Annotated in this window: 20 protein-coding genes; 11 read left to right on the top strand and 9 right to left on the bottom strand. The window is 34.9% G+C overall.

From position 1 onward, the window contains the following. Positions 1–17 precede the first annotated feature (17 nt). The 4 genes from ACFQ39_RS09240 to ACFQ39_RS09225 form a co-directional block, all read right to left on the bottom strand. On the bottom strand, positions 18–1589 hold the full coding sequence (locus tag ACFQ39_RS09240) for an efflux transporter outer membrane subunit (protein WP_377178315.1): 1572 nt from the start codon (positions 1587–1589) through the stop codon (positions 18–20). Beyond that, entirely contained in the window at positions 1586–4762 is a 3177-nt protein-coding gene (locus ACFQ39_RS09235; RefSeq protein WP_377178313.1) for an efflux RND transporter permease subunit, read from the bottom strand. Before ACFQ39_RS09235 ends, ACFQ39_RS09240 begins: the two co-directional genes overlap by 4 nt. Before the next feature lie 9 nt (positions 4763–4771). Further along, positions 4772–5887, bottom strand: a complete 1116-nt coding sequence (locus ACFQ39_RS09230; protein ID WP_377178311.1) for an efflux RND transporter periplasmic adaptor subunit — start codon at positions 5885–5887, stop codon at positions 4772–4774. A 115-nt stretch (positions 5888–6002) separates the two neighbouring features. Continuing rightward, positions 6003–7451 carry a S1C family serine protease gene (locus ACFQ39_RS09225; protein WP_377178309.1) on the bottom strand — a complete coding sequence of 483 codons (1449 nt, stop codon included), beginning with the start codon at positions 7449–7451 and terminating at the stop codon, positions 6003–6005. A 103-nt stretch (positions 7452–7554) separates the two neighbouring features. On the opposite strand from ACFQ39_RS09225, the gene dapF reads away from it, so the two are divergent. The 5 genes from dapF to ACFQ39_RS09200 all read left to right on the top strand — a co-directional run bounded on the left by dapF (position 7555) and on the right by ACFQ39_RS09200 (position 11578). Then, entirely contained in the window at positions 7555–8340 is a 786-nt protein-coding gene (dapF, locus tag ACFQ39_RS09220) for a diaminopimelate epimerase (protein ID WP_377178307.1), read from the top strand. Position 8341: 1 nt separating this feature from the next. Next, on the top strand, positions 8342–8869 hold the full coding sequence (locus tag ACFQ39_RS09215) for a GNAT family N-acetyltransferase (protein ID WP_377178305.1): 528 nt from the start codon (positions 8342–8344) through the stop codon (positions 8867–8869). Further along, a complete protein-coding gene (mltG, locus tag ACFQ39_RS09210; RefSeq protein WP_377178303.1) occupies positions 8866–9900 on the top strand; it encodes an endolytic transglycosylase MltG in 1035 nt (344 codons plus the stop codon). The genes ACFQ39_RS09215 and mltG overlap by 4 nt, the downstream gene beginning before the upstream one ends. Next, a complete protein-coding gene (locus tag ACFQ39_RS09205; RefSeq protein ID WP_377178301.1) occupies positions 9897–10814 on the top strand; it encodes a DUF2279 domain-containing protein in 918 nt (305 codons plus the stop codon). Before mltG ends, ACFQ39_RS09205 begins: the two co-directional genes overlap by 4 nt. A 131-nt stretch (positions 10815–10945) precedes the next feature. Beyond that, entirely contained in the window at positions 10946–11578 is a 633-nt protein-coding gene (locus tag ACFQ39_RS09200) for a peptidoglycan-binding protein LysM (protein WP_377178300.1), read from the top strand. On the opposite strand, the gene ACFQ39_RS09195 is transcribed toward ACFQ39_RS09200, so the two are convergent. Genes ACFQ39_RS09195 through dnaA form a run of 3 tightly spaced genes read right to left on the bottom strand, consistent with a single transcriptional unit; the run spans position 11579 to position 14180 of the window. Next, positions 11579–12292, bottom strand: coding sequence for an SAM-dependent methyltransferase (locus ACFQ39_RS09195; protein ID WP_377178298.1), 714 nt, complete (start codon positions 12290–12292; stop codon positions 11579–11581). Further along, positions 12282–12743: a low molecular weight protein-tyrosine-phosphatase gene (locus tag ACFQ39_RS09190; protein WP_377178296.1), complete on the bottom strand. Its 462-nt coding sequence runs from the start codon at positions 12741–12743 to the stop codon at positions 12282–12284. Before ACFQ39_RS09190 ends, ACFQ39_RS09195 begins: the two co-directional genes overlap by 11 nt. A 9-nt stretch (positions 12744–12752) precedes the next feature. After that, a complete protein-coding gene (gene dnaA, locus ACFQ39_RS09185) occupies positions 12753–14180 on the bottom strand; it encodes a chromosomal replication initiator protein DnaA (protein ID WP_377178294.1) in 1428 nt (475 codons plus the stop codon). 162 nt (positions 14181–14342) lie between these two features. Between dnaA and ACFQ39_RS09180 the strand changes: the two genes are divergently transcribed. Then, the gene (locus tag ACFQ39_RS09180; protein ID WP_377178292.1) at positions 14343–14756 is read left to right on the top strand and encodes an acyl-CoA thioesterase; all 414 of its coding nucleotides are present in this window, start codon (positions 14343–14345) and stop codon (positions 14754–14756) included. Here the strand turns inward: ACFQ39_RS09180 and ACFQ39_RS09175 are convergent. Both ACFQ39_RS09175 and ribD read right to left on the bottom strand, forming a co-directional pair. Further along, positions 14740–15360, bottom strand: a complete 621-nt coding sequence (locus ACFQ39_RS09175) for an IMPACT family protein (protein WP_377178290.1) — start codon at positions 15358–15360, stop codon at positions 14740–14742. The two genes, ACFQ39_RS09180 and ACFQ39_RS09175, sit on opposite strands and share 17 nt — an antisense overlap. Before the next feature lie 6 nt (positions 15361–15366). After that, entirely contained in the window at positions 15367–16455 is a 1089-nt protein-coding gene (ribD, locus tag ACFQ39_RS09170; RefSeq protein ID WP_377178288.1) for a bifunctional diaminohydroxyphosphoribosylaminopyrimidine deaminase/5-amino-6-(5-phosphoribosylamino)uracil reductase RibD, read from the bottom strand. A 62-nt stretch (positions 16456–16517) separates the two neighbouring features. Between ribD and ACFQ39_RS09165 the strand changes: the two genes are divergently transcribed. The 5 genes from ACFQ39_RS09165 to rplS all read left to right on the top strand — a co-directional run bounded on the left by ACFQ39_RS09165 (position 16518) and on the right by rplS (position 19824). Next, positions 16518–17018: a GNAT family N-acetyltransferase gene (locus ACFQ39_RS09165; RefSeq protein WP_377178286.1), complete on the top strand. Its 501-nt coding sequence runs from the start codon at positions 16518–16520 to the stop codon at positions 17016–17018. Then, complete coding sequence (gene prmC, locus ACFQ39_RS09160; protein WP_377178284.1) at positions 17015–17881, top strand: peptide chain release factor N(5)-glutamine methyltransferase; 867 nt, start codon at positions 17015–17017, stop codon at positions 17879–17881. The genes ACFQ39_RS09165 and prmC overlap by 4 nt, the downstream gene beginning before the upstream one ends. Before the next feature lie 16 nt (positions 17882–17897). Next, a complete protein-coding gene (trmD, locus tag ACFQ39_RS09155) occupies positions 17898–18593 on the top strand; it encodes a tRNA (guanosine(37)-N1)-methyltransferase TrmD (RefSeq protein WP_377178282.1) in 696 nt (231 codons plus the stop codon). After that, positions 18583–19326 carry a phosphatase PAP2 family protein gene (locus ACFQ39_RS09150; RefSeq protein ID WP_377178280.1) on the top strand — a complete coding sequence of 248 codons (744 nt, stop codon included), beginning with the start codon at positions 18583–18585 and terminating at the stop codon, positions 19324–19326. The genes trmD and ACFQ39_RS09150 overlap by 11 nt, the downstream gene beginning before the upstream one ends. 147 nt (positions 19327–19473) lie before the next feature. Beyond that, positions 19474–19824: a 50S ribosomal protein L19 gene (gene rplS / locus ACFQ39_RS09145; RefSeq protein WP_377178278.1), complete on the top strand. Its 351-nt coding sequence runs from the start codon at positions 19474–19476 to the stop codon at positions 19822–19824. Positions 19825–19922 lie beyond the last annotated feature (98 nt).

Genomic DNA, 19922 nt, shown 5'->3' with positions numbered 1-19922 from the left:
TTAACAGCCTTTTTTTATTATTTATTTTTTCTTTCCTCACGTTCTAATTTCCGCTGTAACTTTTTTTCCTCTTTTCTAAGCTGAATTTCTTCTTTGGTTAAGTAAAGGTCAGGAATTTGACCCGTATAAACAGCTTCTTGACTTTCTACAACTGCTGATTCTAAACCCTCTCTTTCCGCCTTTTGAATGGCGTATCTTTCTTTTTCATTTCGAGTGATCCAACCACCACCCAAAACTTTGTACAAATTAATATATGAACGCAATACAAGATTATAGTTTTGTGAATAGCCCAATTTTGCCTCAAATTCTTGTCTTTGAGTTTCAAGTACCTCCAGATAACTGGTAACACCTTTATCATATCTCATTTCAGATAATTCCCTAGCACTTTGGGCAGCCACAACACCTTCTTCTCTAGCTTTCAACTCTTCTTTATAAGTCTGAATGGAAATCAACCCATCCTGAACTTCTCTGAACGCATTGATCACAGAGAATTCATATTGATATAAACTCTGCTTTGCTTTCTCTCTTTCAATATCAACACGCCTTACATTCTTTCCCCATTCAAATAATGGACCCATCAAGGATACTCCCGCTCCCCAACCTAATCCATTGGAAACCACATCAGATAATTCCGTACTTCCTATACCTAATAACCCGGTTAAACTAATCGCCGGTAATCTCATCGCCTGTGCCACACCTATTCTAGCATTTTGGGCTTTATACAATTCTTCATATCCTGCAATATCTGGTCTTCGCCTTAAGAGCTGTGAAGGAATTCCTACAGGTATAGAATCAGGTATCGACTGATTTAATAAATTAGTCTGTATATCTATCACATCAGGGTTCTTTCCAAGTAATACACTTAAATTATGTTCTGATTGTGCAATTAATCGCTTGTATTGTGGTATGGCGGCTTGAGCAATACTTCTTTGAACTTGAGATTGATTGACATCTATTAAAGGTATAATCCCCTTCTCATATCTCAATTCAATAATGGTAAGTGCACTATCTCTTGAAGCAAAAGTTTGTTCTGATATATTTAACCTAGCTCTGTAATCTAGAATGTCAAAATAATTTGAAGCTATTTCGCTGATTAAACTTAGCTCTATTGCCCTTTTGGCATAAAAAGTAGAAAGTAATTCGGCTCTAGCCGCCTCGTTAGCTCTTCTTATCTTACCCCAAAAATCGAGCTCCCAATACAAATTTGTGTTTCCAGAATACAAACTAACTGCTTCTTCTTGCTTTAAACCCTGAAAAAAATTAGTGTTTCCAGCCACACCTTCCACCCCAATTTTGGGTCCAAAATCAGCCTTATTAAAGCCAACATTGGCTCTAGCTTGCTCAATTCTACTAAGCGCAACTAAAACATTTTTATTATTTGATAAACCCTCATGAATCAAAGATTCTAAAACTGGATCATTAAAAATTGTCCACCATACAAGGTTTACTAAAGTATCTTGATTCTCATTTTGATATCTAAATATTTCTGGGTTCTCTACAATTGGTTTTTGATATTTGGGACCAACCGCACAAGAAAGCAAACTTGTTGCGACAATAACAGAAGCTAGGTAGTATAAATATCTTTTCATTCTTCTGATACTTTATTAGGTTCTGATCCGATTGATTGCAATTTATCTCTTTTCTTTTCGTAACCCGCGATTTTACCAATAAACACAAATAACAAAGGATATAGAAAAACGCCTAAAAAAGTGGCCAATGTCATCCCACCAAGCAAAGCCATACCCATCACTTTCCTTGATTCTGCTCCAGAACCTGAGGCAACTACTAATGGGAACACTCCCAAAATAAAGGAAAATGCTGTCATTAAGATAGGTCTGAATCGTGATTGTGCTGCTGTAAGAGCAGCATCAATCAGGCTTTTTCCATTATTAAATTCATCATTGGCAAATTCCACTATTAAAATGGCATTTTTTGCTGCCATACCAATCAACATAACAAAAGATACTTGTGCAAAAATGTTATTCTCGAAAGTAGGACTAAATAACCTTGCTATCCATAATGAAAAAAGGGCACCAAAAATAGCAAATGGAGTACCTAACAAAATACTGAATGGTAAGGACCAACTTTCGTATTGCGCAGAAAGTATCAAAAAAACAAATATTAAAGAAAAACTCAATATTATCATTAAAGATCCTGAGGCCTTATCTTCCTGAAAAGACATGGCATTCCATGAATAGCTCATATCCTGTGGCAATACTTCATTTGCAACTTCAACCAATGCCTTTCTCGCTTCCTCTGAAGTAAAACCGGGGGCCGGGCTACCAGTAACCTCAACAGATCTGTAAAGATTGAATCTATTGGTAAAATCAGGACCTGAAATAGGTCTTATCGTTGCCAATGTAGCCAATGGAACCATTTGATTAGAGCTGTTTTTTAAAAAGAAATTGCTTATCTGCGATTCATCGGCTCTATATTCTGGCTCCGCCTGAATATAGGTTTTATACAATCTTCCAAATCTTGTAAAATCATTGACATATGCCCCGCCCATAAAAGCTCCAACAGTTGTGTACAAATCATTTAGCTTGACACCCATTTTCAATGCTTTTTCCTTATCGATGTCCAAAAATCTTTGTGGAACATTTGCCTGAAATGAAGAAAATGCTCCTTGTATTTCCTCCCTATCATTAACGGCTTTAATAAATTTCATTGTATTGTTGGCTAAATAATTTGCATCGTTACCTCCTTTATCTTGGATCATGATACTAAATCCAGCTCCATTGCCTAAACCTGGAAGGGCTGGTGGACCAAATGCAAAGGCCTGAGCATCTTTAACTTGCCTGATTAATTCAATGTTGACCTTTTGAATAATTTCTTCAGCTGTAAGGTCCCTTTCAGCCCAATCTTTTAAAGAAATAAACAAAAAGCCCGTATTTGAGGTCATGGCACCTGAAAGAATACTATATCCTGTAGCTGTTGTAACATATTCAATCTCTTCAAAACCCAACATAATTTCCTCAATCTGTTTCGTAACCACATCAGATCTTTGAAGAGAAGCTGCATTGGGTAACTGAACATTAACGAAAAAATAACCCATGTCCTCCTCGGGTATAAATCCACCCGGTACAAGTTTACCAAAGAGTGCAGATCCCAAAGCCATAATTAGGATAAAAATGATTCCTCTCTTTAATTTTCTAGTGACAATTCTTGTGAAACTCATGTAACCTGCTGTGCTCTTGTCAATAAAACTATTAAACGTGTCAAAAAATATACCCAAAAAACCACTGTAGGGTTTTGGCTCTTTTAAAAGAAGGGAACACAATGCAGGACTGAGCGAAAGTGCATTTACTGATGATACGATCACCGAAACAACAATAGTTATAGCGAACTGTTGATATAACAATCCAGTAATTCCTGCCATTCTTGCAACTGGAATAAAAACACCAATCAGAACCAATGTTGTTGCTATTACCGGAGCTGTTACCTTTGTCATAGCATCGACAGTGGCTTCTTTAGCATTCATTCCTTTGGCAATATTTACCTGTACTGCCTCTACTACAACAATCGCATCATCCACAACAATCCCTATAGCCAAAACAAGTCCCAGCAGAGATAAAACATTGATTGTAAAACCGAGCATCGGAAAGAAGATAAATGCTCCTATTAAAGAAACAGGTATAGCTAATGTTGGAATTAAAGTCGCTCTCCAGTCTTGGATAAAAATAAAAACCACCAAAACAACCAAGACAAGGGCAATAACCAATGTGACAACTATATCCTTTAAGCCGGCCTTAATTGGTGCAGTAGAGTCTAGTGATACTTCGTACTTCATGCTTTCAGGAAAACTTTTCGACAGTCTATCCATTTCAGCAATCACATTTTCTGCTAATTCAACTGCATTTGATCCCGGTGCCTGATAGAGGGCTACAATTGCCGATGTTTCTCCATTTACTCTGGGAATCATACTATACGTCTCAACGCCAAGATCAATTGTTGAGATATCTTTCAGCTTTATTTGTGAACCATCAGAAAGGGTTCGCACAACAATTTCACCAAATGCTTCCGGAGAATTAAATCGATCTGGTAAACGAACAGTATACGTGAATTCTGTACCTATCGGAGCCGGTTCTGCCCCAAATTTACCTCCAGGGACAATTAAATTTTGTTCATTTATCGCATTATTTATTTCAGGTATGGTTAAACCCATATGAGCTAACTTGTCTGGTTTTATCCAAATTCGCATGGAATAATCCGACGCGCCAAGGACATCTACCCTACCGATCCCTTTAATCCTCGCAAGTTGATCCTTGATATTGATCAAGCCATAATTACCTAAAAAATCCTGGTCATACCGACCATCAGAGGTCAGAGCTACGAGCATTAAGATATTTGGCAAAGATTTTTTTGTAGTTACACCTAGTTTTGTGACTGCTGGAGGTAATTTTGCTGAAGCTGCCGAAACCCTATTTTGCGTTAAAACAGTATTCATGTCCGGATCTGTTCCAACATCAAATGACACCTCAATTACCATTGAACCATCATTGGCATTGGTAGATTTCATATAAATCATATTATCAACACCATTGATCTCTTGTTCCAATGGTGTAGCAACTGATTCTTCTACACTTATTGCATTAGCTCCTGTATAGTTGGCCCTTACTTCAACGACAGGAGGAGTTAAATTTGGATATTGCTCAATGGGCAAGCCGATCATTGAAATTGTTCCTATAATAACAATTACTATCGCTATTACAATTGCTACAATGGGTCGATGAACAAAAAAATTACCTCTATTATCAGCCATTTTCGAAAATTAAAATTTTTTCTGATTTTCAAATTCGACAATAACAGGTTCTATTACCATACCGGCTCCTACTTTTTGCAATCCTTCCAAGATTACTTTTTCATTTTCTTTCAATCCCTTTTTGACGACAAAATAATCGTCATATTTATTCCCTATTTCAATTTGTCTGGCTTCAATCTTATTTTCCTTGTTAACGATAAATACCGAATAATTTCCCTGTAATTCAGACACGCAACGCTGAGGCACAATTAATTCATTCATATCATCACTGCTTTTTATTCTTACACGTGCAAACTGACCTGGTCTTAAAATCATTTCTGTATTAGGAAAAGTAGCCTCCACCAAAATAGTTCCTGTAGCGGGATCTACACCTCTATCAATAAAATTGAGAAGACCCTTGTGGTTATGCTCAGAACCATCAGATAATATTAGAGATAATTCTAATTTTTTATTCGGCTTATTAGATTGATCCGTATCTAAATACTTTTTTGCTGCAGCGAGATACTCCGACTCTGTCAAAAAAAACTGCACCCTAATCGTTTCTATCTGAGAAATCGTAGTTAAAATGACCGGATTAGGACTTCTTCCCACATACTCTCCTTCTCGCGCCATCGTTTTACCAATTATACCTGAAATAGGTGCGTAAATTTTACAATAATCTAAATCAATTTGAGCTATTTTTAAACTTGCTTCTGCGGCACTAACTTCGGCCTCAGATGCTTTCTTTCTTGCAATTGCACCGTCTAGATCGCTTTTACTGACAGCATTCATTTCTGCCAAGGGCTTTATCCTGTCGTATTCACTACTTGCAAATGCCAATCCTGTATTAGCTTCAGAGACTATGCTTCTTTTTAGTGCTAAATTTGCTTCAAATGGCTGAGGATCTATTGAGTATAACAGTGTGCCCTTTTCTATTTGTCTGCCTTCCTTAAAATATACTCCCTGCAAAAATCCATCAACTCGCGCTCTAATGGGGATATCACGAATACCATAAATTTGCCCAACATAATCTGAAAATGTGGGTACATTTTCGGATCTTACTTTAATTACGTTGATTTTTGGAATATTTGTACTATTTTGATTTTTATCTTCCCCACAAGAAAAAACAAAAATTAGGGATAACATGAAGATGTAACAAGTTCTCATTCACTTCTCTATTTATTAGCTAAAATAAAAAAACCAAATGGATTCATTTGGTTTTTTTTAACAATTTAATGCTTATTCATGGGCTGTTTTGTCACTATTCCCTGAGTCGGACATATCCATATGTTCCGTTTTGTTTTAGGATCAAAACATTGATATATTCTTTACTTTGGTAATAGCGCAAGAGCTCTTCCACCTCCTCTTCAGATTGAATTTTTTGATCTTCAATTGCCAAAATCATATCTCCATTTTCAATGCCATATTTAGAATAAAGAGTTTTGTTATTCAGTGAGGTAATCTCCATGCCGTAATCCAAATCAAATTTCTGGGCATTCTTTGAACTCAACGGTTTTAAATCACCTATTAAACTTTTTGAAAAATCATTAGCACCGAAACTTTCCTTGCCAAATTGATTTTTGAGGACTAAGTCTACTTGCTTATTCTGATTATCTCTTAAAACAGTCACTTTGACTTTATCCCCTGGTCTTTTAGATCCTAAAAAACCCTGTAAATCAGCGAATTTATTAATTTTTACATTGTCCATTTTCACGATCACGTCGTTGTCCTTAAGTCCGGCTTCACTTGCTGCACCTTTGTCTGCAACTCTCGTAATAATAACACCTTGGGACGTAGAAACACCATATTTTTCTGCCTTTTCACTATCCAATTCATCATAATTAATACCTAAATAAGCCCTCTGAACATTACCAAATTCTAAAATATCTTCAATTACTTTTTTAGCAATATTTGAAGGTACGGCAAAGCTGTACCCAACATAACTTCCTGTTTGTGAAGATATTGCTGTGTTTATACCGATTAACTCACCTCTAACATTTACAAGTGCACCCCCGCTATTTCCTGGATTAACAGCTGCATCTGTTTGAATAAATGATTCTATTTGACTGTTATTTCCATTCATTCTAATATCTCTAGCTTTGGCACTAACGATTCCGGCTGTAACAGTGGAGGTCAAATTATAGGGATTCCCTACTGCCAAAACCCACTCGCCTACTTTAAGATTATCAGAATCTCCAAAACCCAATGAGGGAAGTTCTCCTGCATTAATTTTCAATAAGGCAATATCTGTTGTTTTGTCAACGCCAACAATTTCAGCGTCATATGTTTTTTTATTGTTTAAAGTAACCTCAACTTTTTTTGCACCATTAATCACATGATTGTTTGTGATGATATATCCATCTGGAGATATAATTACCCCGGAACCTGTACCAACAATCATTTGTCCACCTTGCGCTGAACTACCATAAAAGAATTCCATCAAAGGATTTGTAGGTGCTATTGATACATTTTTTACGTGGACTACAGCATTTACACTTGATTCTGCTATAACCGTGAAATCTGTTTCTTCAGCGGCCTCTGCCCTCGGCAAATTTGAATATACAGCAGGAATTACATCTACATTTTTATTTGAAGAAAGGCCATTATTATCATCCAACATTTCTTTCTGAGGAAAGATTAAAAAATAACAACCTAAAGTGAACATTCCCCCTAAAACTGAGGCGAGTAATAATTGAAATGTGTTTCTCATCATTTTATATTTTAAACAAATTTAATTTTTTAAATTTTACCATATCTGCATTTAACTTTACTTTAACGGCGATTTGAAACGACTTAATAGTTAAATTTGCACCATGGAAATTAATTTTTACAAATACCAAGGAACTGGAAATGATTTCATTCTGATAGACAATCGGGAATTACAATTTCCATCCACTGATTATGACTTAGTTCAAAAGTTATGCCACCGACAATTTGGCATAGGTGCTGATGGATTAATGCTTTTAGAACGTTCAGATAGAGCAGATTTTAAAATGATTTATTATAATGCAGATGGAAAAATTGGTAGTATGTGTGGCAACGGAGGAAGGTGTATTGTTGCTTTTGCCCATCAACTTGGCTTAATTGAGAATAACACCTGTTTTGAAGCGCCGGATGGGCTACACCAAGCACAGATAAAAAATAATTGGGTCACTCTAGAAATGTCTGATGTAGATGAAATTAAGGTCTTTAATGATTACGTTTTTTTGGATACAGGTTCCCCGCATCATGTATGCTTTAAAATGAATTTGGAAGAGACCGATGTATATCAGGAAGGAAAACTAATAAGAAATGGTGCTCCTTATTTTGAAAAAGGGACAAATGTTAATTTTGTAGAAATTATTAGCGAGAATGAATTAAAAGTGCGCACCTATGAGCGAGGTGTCGAAAACGAAACTTTAAGTTGTGGCACGGGAGTTACAGCTTCCGCCATTTCGGCGGCACATCTCAATCATACCAAAAAACTCCCCTTAAAAATTCAAACCTTGGGTGGCAATTTGGAAATCAACTTTTTCCAAGATAAAGAGCAAAGTCTGTATAAAAATATAACCCTTTCCGGACCTGCCACTTTTGTGTTTAAAGGAGTTTATTCTTTATAAAATGATGAAATTAGAAAATGACACTGTTTATTTAAGAGCCTTAGAACCAGAGGATTTGGATTTCTTATTCGAAGTAGAGAATGATATTAGTCTTTGGGAGATAAGCACTACTCAAAAACCGTTTTCAAGAAAAGATTTAAAAGACTATTTGGCGAATTCTGATAGAGATATTTATGAAGTCAAGCAATTAAGACTAGTGATTGAGAGAAAATCTGACAATGCCCCAATAGGCCTCATTGATCTCTTTGACTTTGATCCATTCAACAAAAGAGCCGGTTTAGGAATTTTAATTAAAAAAGAATATCAAAACAAGGGTTTTGGATCGAGTTCAATAAAATTATTGAATGAATATGCCTTCCGGTATTTAGATCTCAATCAGCTTTATGCACATGTACCTTCAAACAATAAAGCGAGCATTTCACTGTTTGATCATTTGGGTTTTCTAAAAACCGGAAACCTCAAACATTGGCTTAAAACAGAAAAGGGTTTTACCGATGTGTTGGTTTATCAAATTTTTAAAAATCAATGAAAAAAACATATATCATAGGGCTTCTAGTTTTAGCATTACTGCTTGGTCTATCTATAACCGGTTATCGATATTACAGCAAAATAAAAAAACCTAATGTGGAGGTTACTTCAGACTTATACATTCCAACGGGAGCTGATTTTGAACATGTTAAAGAATTGATCACTCCTTATCTCAATGACCTAGATGGTTTTATCTGGGTAGCAAATAAAAAGAATTATCCGAATAAAATACGGTCCGGAAAATTTAAGATTGAAGAAGGAATGAGTAATGAAGCACTTGTAAATTATTTGAGAGGTGGAGAACCTGAAACAATTCTATTGACTTTTAACAATCAAGATTCTTACGAAAAATTAGCGGGTAGAATTTCGCTGCAAATTGAAGCTGATTCCATTACCCTAGTAAAGACCATGACTGAAAAGCAATTTTTAGAACTGAATGGTTTAGATGAAAATACAGGTTTATCTATTTATATACCTAATACTTACGAATTTTACTGGAATACTACAGCGGAAGAATTTCGGGAAAGAATGTTAGCTGAGTATAAAAAGTTTTGGACAGCAGAACGCATCGAAAAAGCAAAAAATCAGGGTCTCAACCCAATTCAGGCCACTACATTGGCTTCTATTGTTCAAAAAGAAACCAGTACCATAAATGAAAGGCCAATTGTTGCTGGCCTGTATTTAAATAGATTAAAAGATAACTGGCCACTTCAAGCAGACCCCACGGTTATATATGCCTTACATCAAAAATACGGACAAGATAGTATTATAAAAAGAGTATTGAGCAAAGATCTTCAGATAAATTCTCCCTATAATACCTATAAGATTTTAGGATTACCTCCAGGCCCTATCGGAATGCCAGACATATCTTCATTAGAAGCTGTTTTAAACCCCGCTAAGCACAATTACTACTATATGTGCGCAAGCGTCGATAGAATAGGTGAACATGAGTTTACCCATAGTTTAAGACAGCACAATATAAATGCGCGAAAATACCAACAATGGGTTAACGAACAAGGTATTTTGAGATGATTTCTACTGCGATCAAAAAAAGACTAAACTGCAGTTTTATTCTGTTGTTCTTTTCATGGTTGTTGATCGCCCAACAAAAAAATGATTTTTTTAAGGCGTCAGATACTTTAAATATAAAAAGAAGAAATGCTGTTTATATAACAGAGGGAGCTGGTGCCGGTATAGCACTTCTCGGGTTAAATCAGTTGTGGTATGCTGATTATGAAAGATCTAGTTTTCATTTTTTTAACGATAATAGCGCATGGCTACAAATGGATAAATTCGGTCATACTTTTAGCAGTTATTATATTGGAAAAATGGGTATGGATGCGCTTTCATGGGCCGGTGAAACACAAAAAAATCAACTTTTATATGGCTCGACACTCGGCTTTACCTTTTTAACAGCCGTCGAAATATTGGATGGATTTTCTGAAGAATGGGGCTTTTCTGTGGGTGATATGGCTGCCAATGCCTTAGGTACAGGACTTTTAGTGGGACAAGAATTATTGTGGAATGAACAGCGTTTTCAGATGAAATTTTCCTTTCAAACCACAAATTATCCAGACCTCGATCCTAACCTTGGCACGAATACTTTAGAACAAATACTGAAAGATTATAATGGACAAACCTATTGGTTATCTGCCAATATTTGGTCATTTTTTAAAGATAGCAAGATACCAAAATGGTTAAATATTTCTTTTGGATATGGTGCAGAAGACCTTCCAAAAGAGGTCGAAACTTCGTCCGGAGAAGTGATTTTGCAAAATCCTTATAGGCAATTTTATACTAGTTTAGACATAGATTTAACAAAAATTAACACAAAATCATCTTTTTTAAAGACCACATTTAACGTGCTTAATTTTATTAAAATTCCTTCTCCAACCCTTGAAATTACTAGTAAGGGCGACATCATTTTTCATCCCATATTTTTTTAAAAACCTGCTTTTCAAAGTATTAATTAATTGTTAATTGTTAATGGAAACGATTTTTTGCCTTATCTTTGCCCGGCAAATTAAAAGGTTTAGTATTTCATCAACCAATGAAACCTAAATCAGAAATGAAAAAGATGAAAAGTTACTTTATTACGATTTCCGTATTTGTAACATTTTGCTTTGTGCTTTTTGAGCAAGTGAGATATGAGCAAAAGAACCATTACAGCGATTGGCAGGATTATTTTAATGAAACGGCCATCACCACGGTAAAAAAGGATATTCAACCATTCAAAGTTGTTTACACTCCAACAATTGACAAGTCATTTATCGGTTTTAGAGAAGCTTTAGCTTTTAAAGAATCTCAAGGGAAGTATCAGGTAGTGAATGAATTAGGCTACATGGGAAAATACCAATTCGGAAAATCTACCCTTCAGAGACTAAAAATTAATGACACAAATGAGTTTATGGAGAATCCAGAACTACAAGAAAAGGCATTCATTGCTTTGTGTTCTTTGAATAAGTGGATATTAAAAAGAGATATTGACAGAAGCGTTGGTAAAAAAATCAATGGCGTTGTGATTACTGAATCTGGGATTTTAGCAGCCGCACACCTTGCTGGTGCCGGAAATGTTAAAAAATTCTTGAGGAGTAATGGAACCGATGTTTTTAGTGATGCTAATGGAGTGAATGTTCAATTTTATATGAAAAAGTTCTCCGGATATGATACTTCATTTATAAAACCTGATAAAAGCCCACAAATCGTTTAATTACATTTGGTGAAAAATAAAGATGGCTGGACGTTTGTGCAAATCTATAGGCACAGATTTCCAGTCTTTTACTTTTAGTGTTTTTATAAATTCTGTTCCCAAAGTAATATCAGCAGCAATACACAAATAAGTTTCAGGATGTAAACTTTGTTTTAAATCATCGAATAAACCATTGTTTCTGTATGGTGTTTCGATAAATATCTGACTTTGATTTTTTGCTTTTGACAATCTTTCAAAATCTTTTATTGCAAATTTCTTTTCGGATTTATCAACAGGTAAATAACCGTTAAATGCAAAATTTTGACCGTTCAAACCAGAACTCATCATCGCTAAAATAACAGAGGACGGTCCAACAAGCGGAACTACCTTAATCCCTTTTCTATGCGCTAATAGCACAACATTGGCTCCTGGATCAGCTATGCCGGGTACTCCAGCTTCAGAAATTAATCCGATAGAAGTCCCTTGTTCACAAATATCTAAAAAAGAATTAGATTCTTGTTCAGTTGTACGTTTATCCAAAGTATAGAGAATTAACTCACTTTGAACTTTTTCAGGGCAAATATTTTTAATAAATCTTCTGGCCGTTTTATTATTCTCAACAATAAAATGATCTAATTTTTCAATGATCGACTTTACCGTAACAGGTAAAACGAGATCAGGTTGAATATCGCCAAGTGTGGTTGGAATTAAATATAAAGTGCCGTTATTTTTCATTTAAAAGATTGTTGGCAATTTGATCACATGCCTCATTAAGCAATTGAAATACAAAATCAAAACCTTGTTCACCTCCGTAATACGGATCCGGTACTTCTCTGTATTTGGTACCCTTTACAACATCAAGGATTAAATGAACCTTATCTCGCTGTTCTTTGGTCAAAGCCATCGATTGAACCGCCTTTAAATTCTCTTTATCCATTACATAAATCAGATCAAATGAATCAAAATCGTCCTCAGAAAATTGTCTTGCTCTTTGATAGGTAATATCAATTCCATTCCTTTTTGCAACCTCAATCGATCTTTTATCAGGTAAATGTCCAACATGCCATGCCCCTGTTCCGGCCGAATCCAAAAAAATCTTATCAGAATCTACTTTAGAGCGCAAAATACCTTCGGCCAATGGCGACCTACAAATATTTCCTAGGCAAACCATTAAGACTTTAATCATAAGAATCTATTAAAAAGTAAGTTTCTTTGTAATTTCTTCTACGTATTTTTTAAATTGTTTGTCTGTTTCCAAAAGGTTATCTACTGTTTTACAAGCATGTAGTACTGTTGCATGGTCACGACTTCCAATTTGTGAGCCAATACTCGCCAATGAAGCTTTCGTCATTCTTTTAGAAAAATACATAGCCAATTGCCTTGCCTGAACGATATGACGCTTACGTGTTTTGGACTGAAGAGTGGTCACATCCATTTCAAAATATTTTGAAATCACTTTTTGGATGTAATCAATAGAAACTTCTTTCTTGGTGTTTTTAACAAATTTATCTACAATCTGTTTAGTGAGTTGCAAAGTAAATTCTTTGTGATTAAAAGAAGCTTGGGCGATAAGAGAGATTAAAACCCCTTCTAATTCTCTTACGTTTGTTTTTATATTTTTAGCGATATATTCTACTATTTCATCGGGAATATCTACGCCATCTCTAAACATTTTATTCTTGAGTATCGAAACTCTGGTTTCGAATTCAGGTGATACCAATTCGGCAGAAAGCCCCCATTTAAATCTCGATAAAAGCCTTTGTTCAATGTCTTGCATATCAACCGGTGCTTTATCACTTGTTAAAATAACTTGTTTACCGTTTTGATGAAGGTGATTAAAAATGTGGAAAAATACATCTTGGGTTCCTGCTTTTCCCGATAAAAACTGAACGTCATCCACAATTAAAACATCTATCATTTGATAAAAATGAATAAAATCATTTCGGGTGTTTCCTTTAATAGAATCTATAAATTGTTGCGTAAATTTTTCGGCTGAAATATATAATACAGTTCTTTCTGGATACTTATCTTTTATTCTAACACCAATAGCTTGTGCCAAATGTGTTTTTCCTAAACCAACTCCTCCATAAATTAATAAAGGGTTAAATGAAGTTCCACCGGGCTTATTAGACACAGCTAATCCTGCAGATCTCGCCAATCGATTTGATTCTCCTTCAATAAAATTATCGAAACTGTAATTGGGATTTAACTGAGATTCTATTTTTACTTTTTGGATTCCTGGTATGACGAATGGATTTTTCAATTCGTGTTTATCAATTTCCAAAGGAACAGTAACTCCTTGTGAATTAAACGGTTTTCTGTTTGAACTTGGAAACTTTACGGTATGTGGCTTTTTACTACTGTAAGAATTTTCCATTTTAACATCATAAACAAGTTTGGCATTTTCTCCAAGTTCCTTAACCAAGGCAACCCTTAATAATTTGATATAATGTTCTTCTAACCATTCAAAGAAAAATTTACTTGGAACCTGTATAGTCAACACGTCATTCGTAACCTTCATTGGTTTGATAGGTTCAAACCACGTCTTATATGCCTGTGGTTTTATGTTATCCTTAATAAATAATAGACAATTGCTCCAGACAGATTCTGCTGTTTGTTTCATTAAATTAATTAGATTTCAAAATTTTACTTTAACTCTTTTTCAAAGAATTTTTCCCCCTTAATCTCATGTACAAAAGTGTGAATAAAGTTTATTATAAAAAAACCAAATGGGTATTGATTTTTATTTTTTTTTTCACTACACTCCTCTGCAAATTACAAAAAAATGTTGAACCACAAAACAAAAATTAGAGTGAGATATGGAGAAACCGATCAGATGGGTTATGTCTATTACGGTAACTACGCACAATATCTCGAAGTGGGCAGAGTAGAATGGCTTAGAAACCTTGGAGTTAGCTACAAAAGCCTTGAAGAATCAGGAATTATGCTGCCTGTACTCGAGATGAAAATTCGCTACTTTAATCCGGCAAAATATGATGACCTACTTACCATAGAGACTATCTTAACTAAGATTCCAAGCGCAAAAATTGAATTTGATTTTAACGTTTATAACGAAAATGAACAACTTTTATCTCGGGCAACAGTTCAACTTGTATTTGTCGACATGAAAAAAAATCGGCCAACAAAAGCACCGTCCTTTATTTTGGAAAAAATTAATTCCCTTATTCAATCATCCTAATTTGACCAATTCTCAAGTCCGAAAAATTTTCAATTATTTCTTGGGTAAGACTTTTACGTACTTCAAGTAAAAATACACACGACAGTTGCATGTCTTGTTTAAGAATAGAGAGTTGGTAATCCTTGATCATTTTCATCACTTTATTCAAATCTGCATAATCAAATTTTAATTCAATTATATCATCTATCGTTTTTTCAACTTTTTCAGAAGATTCTAAGGCCATATTCGCCGCCGATCTATAAGCACTAATTAATCCCCCAACACCTAATTTTACTCCCCCAAAATACCTCACCACAACTACGAGAACATTCGTAAGGTTGTGAGACAAAATTTGTCCATAAATAGGCATACCGGCACTATTCGATGGTTCTCCGTCATCATTAACCCGATAAACAAAAGGCTCACCACCTATTTTATAGGCATAACAGTAATGTCTTGCTTTATGATGGATTGCTTTTATTTTTTGAATTTCAACATCAATCTCATCTTCATGCGAAACCGGAATAGCATAGCCATAAAATTTGCTCCCTTTATCTTTAAAAAGAACCTCAACTGTAGGATATGCGATGGTTTGAAAAGTATCGTTCTGTTCTAAAGGACTCAAACTGTTTTATTTTGCGATGTAATTACTCTTATTTTTAAGCACTAAAACATCATCATCCATAATGTTAAAAGATAATACCAAGTCACCTAAAATTTTAGGAGCTTCAGTACCCTTACCAAAAATTGATTTTCCCTTTATCATAATTGCCTCATCCCATAGACTTTTTTGAATAAATCCACCTAAAGTTTGTGCTCCACCTTCTATGATTAAAGATTGAATGCCTTTTTGATATAACTCCTTCAAAACTTGCTCTTCCAAAGGCTCTTTAAAATCTAGCTCTACATATTCAATATTAGTTAAATGCTCATTCTTCTTAAAAAAAGAATCACAAAAAACCAAGGTATTCACTTCACCATTATATATATGAGAATCTTTAGATAGCGATAAATCGCGATCGATTAAAACTCGGAGCGGATTATTCCCAGCGTAGCTTCTCACATCTAGTTTGGGATTATCCAAAATGGCTGTCCTTACGCCAACTAAAATACTTTGCTCCTCAGCCCTTAATTTATGCACAAAACTTCTAGAATATACATTTGAAATCCAATAGGGTTTCCTGTGCTTTATTTTTTCATTATCAACCTCATCAAAGCGATCAGGACTTAAATAGCCATCAAATGATTCAGCCCATTTCAAAACCACAAATGGTCTCCTTTTTAAATGAAAAGTAAAAAACCGTTTGTTTAATTCTTTGCATCTCTCTTCTAATAAACCCACAACAACCTCACAACCGGCCAACTTCAATTTTTCAATGCCACGACCACAAACCTTTTCATTAAAATCAAGAGATCCAACTACCACTTTTTTAATTCCCTTTTCAATAATCAAATCTGCACAAGGTGGCGTTTTACCAAAATGTGAACAAGGCTCAAGATTGACATAAAGGGTAGCGTTTTTTAATAAACTTTGGTCTTTTACCGATTGAATGGCCAATACCTCTGCATGCGCTTCGCCTGATTTTCTGTGCCATCCTTCGCCTATAATTAAATCGTCGTGAACCACCACAGAACCGACCAATGGATTAGGATAGGTTGTTCCTAAACCATTTGCTGCCAATTGCAAACATCTGTTCATATAAAATTCATCCCGGCTCATGCTTTTTAACAAAAGTTTTATCGATTATATTTACTTTTAACCAATTTTTAAGGAACAAAGATATGAATGATACCTTAATAATAAGACGCATTTTACCTACAGACAACACAGAGGTCTCCAGAATCATAAAGTCCGTTCTTGTGGAGCATGATGCCGCAAGAGAAGGTACAGCCTATATGGATAAAGAAACTGATGCCATGTATCAAGCGTATCAAGATAATAATGAGGCCTATTTTGTAGCCATCTTAGATAATAAAATTGTTGGGGGAGCCGGGATTAAACATTTGAGCCAAAGTGAAGATAATATTTGTGAATTGCAAAAGATGTATATTTTACCTGAGGCAAGAAACAGGAAAGTGGGAAAAGAACTGATCTTAAAATGTCTCGAATTTGCAAAATACTGCAACTACGAAAAATGTTATTTGGAAACTTTTCCACAGATGCAAGCAGCCATCAATTTGTATGTGAGAAATGGTTTTACACAGATCAATCAGGCACTGGGTAACACGTCTCACTATGCATGCAATGTATGGATGATTAAGAATTTAGAACAAACTAAATGACCTTTAAACAAAATCAACTTCGCTTTTTAAGAGATTTAGAATCAAAATATACCAAAGAAGAAATTCTTTTCTTTTTTAGAGTTTTATGTGAGGATTTTTTTGATTTGCCCAGACATAAATTAGCCCTTCAATTAGAACAAGAACTTCTAACAGAGCAACAAACTAAACTCAATAATGCCCTTCTAAAATTACAACAAGAGTATCCTCTGCAATATATCATTGGTCATACCGAGTTTTATGGATTGAAATTCGAGGTCAACTCCAGCATATTAATTCCAAGGCCAGAAACGGAAGAATTGGTGAATTGGATCATCTCCTCAACAGACAAAAATAATAGAACAAAAATTTTAGATATAGGCACAGGTTCTGGTTGCATCGCCATTTCATTGGCCAAAAATCTACCAAAATCCAAGGTTTCCGCATTAGACATATCAGTTGAGGCACTGCATACAGCGAAAAAGAATGCCTTAATCAATAATGTTTCGGTAGAATTTATTGAAGGTGACGTTTTAAAGGGTTTGGATATAAATGAAACTTTTGACATCATCGTTTCCAACCCGCCCTATGTTCTTGAATCAGAGAAAGAAAGGATGAAAAAAAACGTACTGGATTTTGAACCTGAAACAGCCTTGTTTGTAAAAGATCATGATGCACTGCTATTTTATCGAAAAATTATATCGCTTTCTGAGACAAAATTGAGTTCTGATGGATTTTTATTTTTTGAAATCAATGAAACAAAAGGAAATCAAACCAAAGAACTTCTTGAGCAGTACGATTATACCCATATTGAAATCAAAAAAGACTACCAACAGAAAGATCGAATGATCAAAGCACAAAAGACCCACAGTTTAAATGAGAAATAAACTTTAATTTTGCGCCATGCGAATCGATATTATTTCTGTTTCTCCTGAATTAATCAAAAGTCCTTTTGAACATTCTATTTTAAAAAGGGCCATTGACAAAAAGATTACTGAAATTCATTTTCACAATTTACGTGATTATGCCCTTAATCGCTATGGTAAAATTGATGATTATCAATTTGGTGGAGGTGCAGGTATGGTATTGATGATTGAACCCATAGATAAATGCCTCTCAGAGCTTTTTGCAGAAAGAGTTTACGACGAGGTAATTTATATGACACCAGATGCGCCCACCTTAAATCAGCAGACAGCAAATCAGCTATCATCTTGTCAAAATATAATTATTATTACGGGTCATTATAAAGGAATAGACCAAAGAATTAGAGATAAATTTGTTACAAAAGAAATATCGATTGGCGATTATGTATTATCAGGAGGTGAACTCGCTGCTGCAGTTCTGTGCGATGCGGTAATCCGATTGATACCAGGAGTTCTAGGCGATGAAACTTCTGCTCTCACCGATTCATTTCAAGATAATTTATTAGCGCCACCGGTTTTTACCCGACCAGCAGAATATAAAGGTATGAAAGTACCCGACATACTTTTGTCTGGTAATTTTCCAAAAATAGATGAATGGAGACATGAGCAGGCTATAGAAAGAACGAAACGAATCCGACCAGACCTTTTAAATAAAGAAAGAAATCGTGAAGGTTAAAGCTTTAATTATCGCACTACTAGTTGTATTCAAACTAAATGCTCAAATAGATTCTACTGCTGTTTATTTGCCAAAAACTGATCAAAAAAATTCTTTTTTAAAAAGTTCGATCATACCCTTTTCCATCATTGGAGTAGGTTTATATGTGAATTATTCCAATGGAAACCTCGGCAAGGTAAACCTTCAAAATGAAATTCAAAATGGATTAAATGATTTTGAAACAAGTTTAGATGATTTTTTGTTCGTGACTCCGTCTTTAGTTATGTATGGAGCTGATCTTCTAAAAATTGAAAGTAAAAATGATGCATTTACTCAAACTAAATTTTTGGGCATTGCACTATTGGCCAATGGAGCGATAACGTATACACTTAAAAAAATAACGAATGAGGTAAGACCAAATGGTGAAGCGGATAGCTTCCCCTCCGGACATACGTCAATGGCTTTTGTGATGGCCACAGTTTTGCATCGTGAATTCAATGATACGAATAAATGGGTGGCATATTCTGGATATTTTTTAGCAACAGGAACAGCTGTCTTGCGCGTTTTGAATAATGAACATTGGGTATCGGATGTATTGGTTGGCGCCGGGATTGGAATGATTGTGGCAGATCTGGTTTATCGAATTGAACCGCTAAAAAATTGGCAACCACTTAAAAAGAAGCAATGGAAAGTAATGCTAAGCCCAACCTTTGAGAATAACACGATGGGAATCTATGCTAACTTACAGTTTTAAAGGCATTTACAAACATAAAAAAGGCAGAATTATTTATTCTTTCTTCTTTTATTTATCAAAAAAATATTTCTAAATTTGCAATCTCAAAATTAACCTCTGACGAAAATCGTGAATGTTGATTGTTGAATAACAATTTATTATTGAAAAATGGAAAATTTAGTAAAGTTTGTTCAAGACGAATTTGTGAACAAAAATGAATTACCTTCATTCTCTACAGGAGATACAATTACTGTTTATTATGAAATTACGGAAGGTAAAAAAACACGTACTCAGTTTTTTAGAGGTGTGGTAATCCAAAAAAGAGGTTCAGGAGCTACTGAAACTTTTACAATCAGAAAAATGTCTGGTACTGTTGGCGTTGAGCGTATCTTCCCAATGAATTTGCCCGCTATCTCAAAAATCGAGGTTAACAAACGAGGTAAAGTAAGAAGAGCAAGAATTTTCTATTATAGAGAATTGACTGGTAAAAAAGCTCAAATTAAAGAAAAAAGAGTTTAGTAAAAATAGAAGTTTTAGCTTTCAAAAGTCCTGTATTTTACAGGACTTTTTTTATCCCCAATTGTTCATATCTCGTGAGGATAAGTTGTGCATAATAT

This window comes from Namhaeicola litoreus (assembly GCF_042679565.1).
GTDB classification, from domain to species: domain Bacteria; phylum Bacteroidota; class Bacteroidia; order Flavobacteriales; family Flavobacteriaceae; genus Namhaeicola; species Namhaeicola litoreus.
The sequence above is the reverse complement of the archived record's forward strand: the minus strand, read 5'-3'. Positions and strand labels throughout refer to the sequence as shown.

Coding starts and splice junctions, on each gene's coding strand:
- dnaA (WP_377178294.1), bottom strand. CDS start 14,180: ATGAAACAAACAGCAGAATCTGTCTGGAGCAATTGTCTATTATTTATT.
- ribD (WP_377178288.1), bottom strand. CDS start 16,455: ATGAGCCGGGATGAATTTTATATGAACAGATGTTTGCAATTGGCAGCA.
- dapF (WP_377178307.1), top strand. CDS start 7,555: ATGGAAATTAATTTTTACAAATACCAAGGAACTGGAAATGATTTCATT.
- rplS (WP_377178278.1), top strand. CDS start 19,474: ATGGAAAATTTAGTAAAGTTTGTTCAAGACGAATTTGTGAACAAAAAT.
- ACFQ39_RS09225 (WP_377178309.1), bottom strand. CDS start 7,451: ATGAGAAACACATTTCAATTATTACTCGCCTCAGTTTTAGGGGGAATG.
- mltG (WP_377178303.1), top strand. CDS start 8,866: ATGAAAAAAACATATATCATAGGGCTTCTAGTTTTAGCATTACTGCTT.
- ACFQ39_RS09200 (WP_377178300.1), top strand. CDS start 10,946: ATGAAAAGTTACTTTATTACGATTTCCGTATTTGTAACATTTTGCTTT.
- ACFQ39_RS09190 (WP_377178296.1), bottom strand. CDS start 12,743: ATGATTAAAGTCTTAATGGTTTGCCTAGGAAATATTTGTAGGTCGCCA.
- ACFQ39_RS09205 (WP_377178301.1), top strand. CDS start 9,897: ATGATTTCTACTGCGATCAAAAAAAGACTAAACTGCAGTTTTATTCTG.
- trmD (WP_377178282.1), top strand. CDS start 17,898: ATGCGAATCGATATTATTTCTGTTTCTCCTGAATTAATCAAAAGTCCT.
- ACFQ39_RS09195 (WP_377178298.1), bottom strand. CDS start 12,292: ATGAAAAATAACGGCACTTTATATTTAATTCCAACCACACTTGGCGAT.
- ACFQ39_RS09215 (WP_377178305.1), top strand. CDS start 8,342: ATGATGAAATTAGAAAATGACACTGTTTATTTAAGAGCCTTAGAACCA.
- ACFQ39_RS09235 (WP_377178313.1), bottom strand. CDS start 4,762: ATGGCTGATAATAGAGGTAATTTTTTTGTTCATCGACCCATTGTAGCA.
- prmC (WP_377178284.1), top strand. CDS start 17,015: ATGACCTTTAAACAAAATCAACTTCGCTTTTTAAGAGATTTAGAATCA.
- ACFQ39_RS09230 (WP_377178311.1), bottom strand. CDS start 5,887: ATGTTATCCCTAATTTTTGTTTTTTCTTGTGGGGAAGATAAAAATCAA.
- ACFQ39_RS09180 (WP_377178292.1), top strand. CDS start 14,343: ATGTTGAACCACAAAACAAAAATTAGAGTGAGATATGGAGAAACCGAT.
- ACFQ39_RS09165 (WP_377178286.1), top strand. CDS start 16,518: ATGAATGATACCTTAATAATAAGACGCATTTTACCTACAGACAACACA.
- ACFQ39_RS09240 (WP_377178315.1), bottom strand. CDS start 1,589: ATGAAAAGATATTTATACTACCTAGCTTCTGTTATTGTCGCAACAAGT.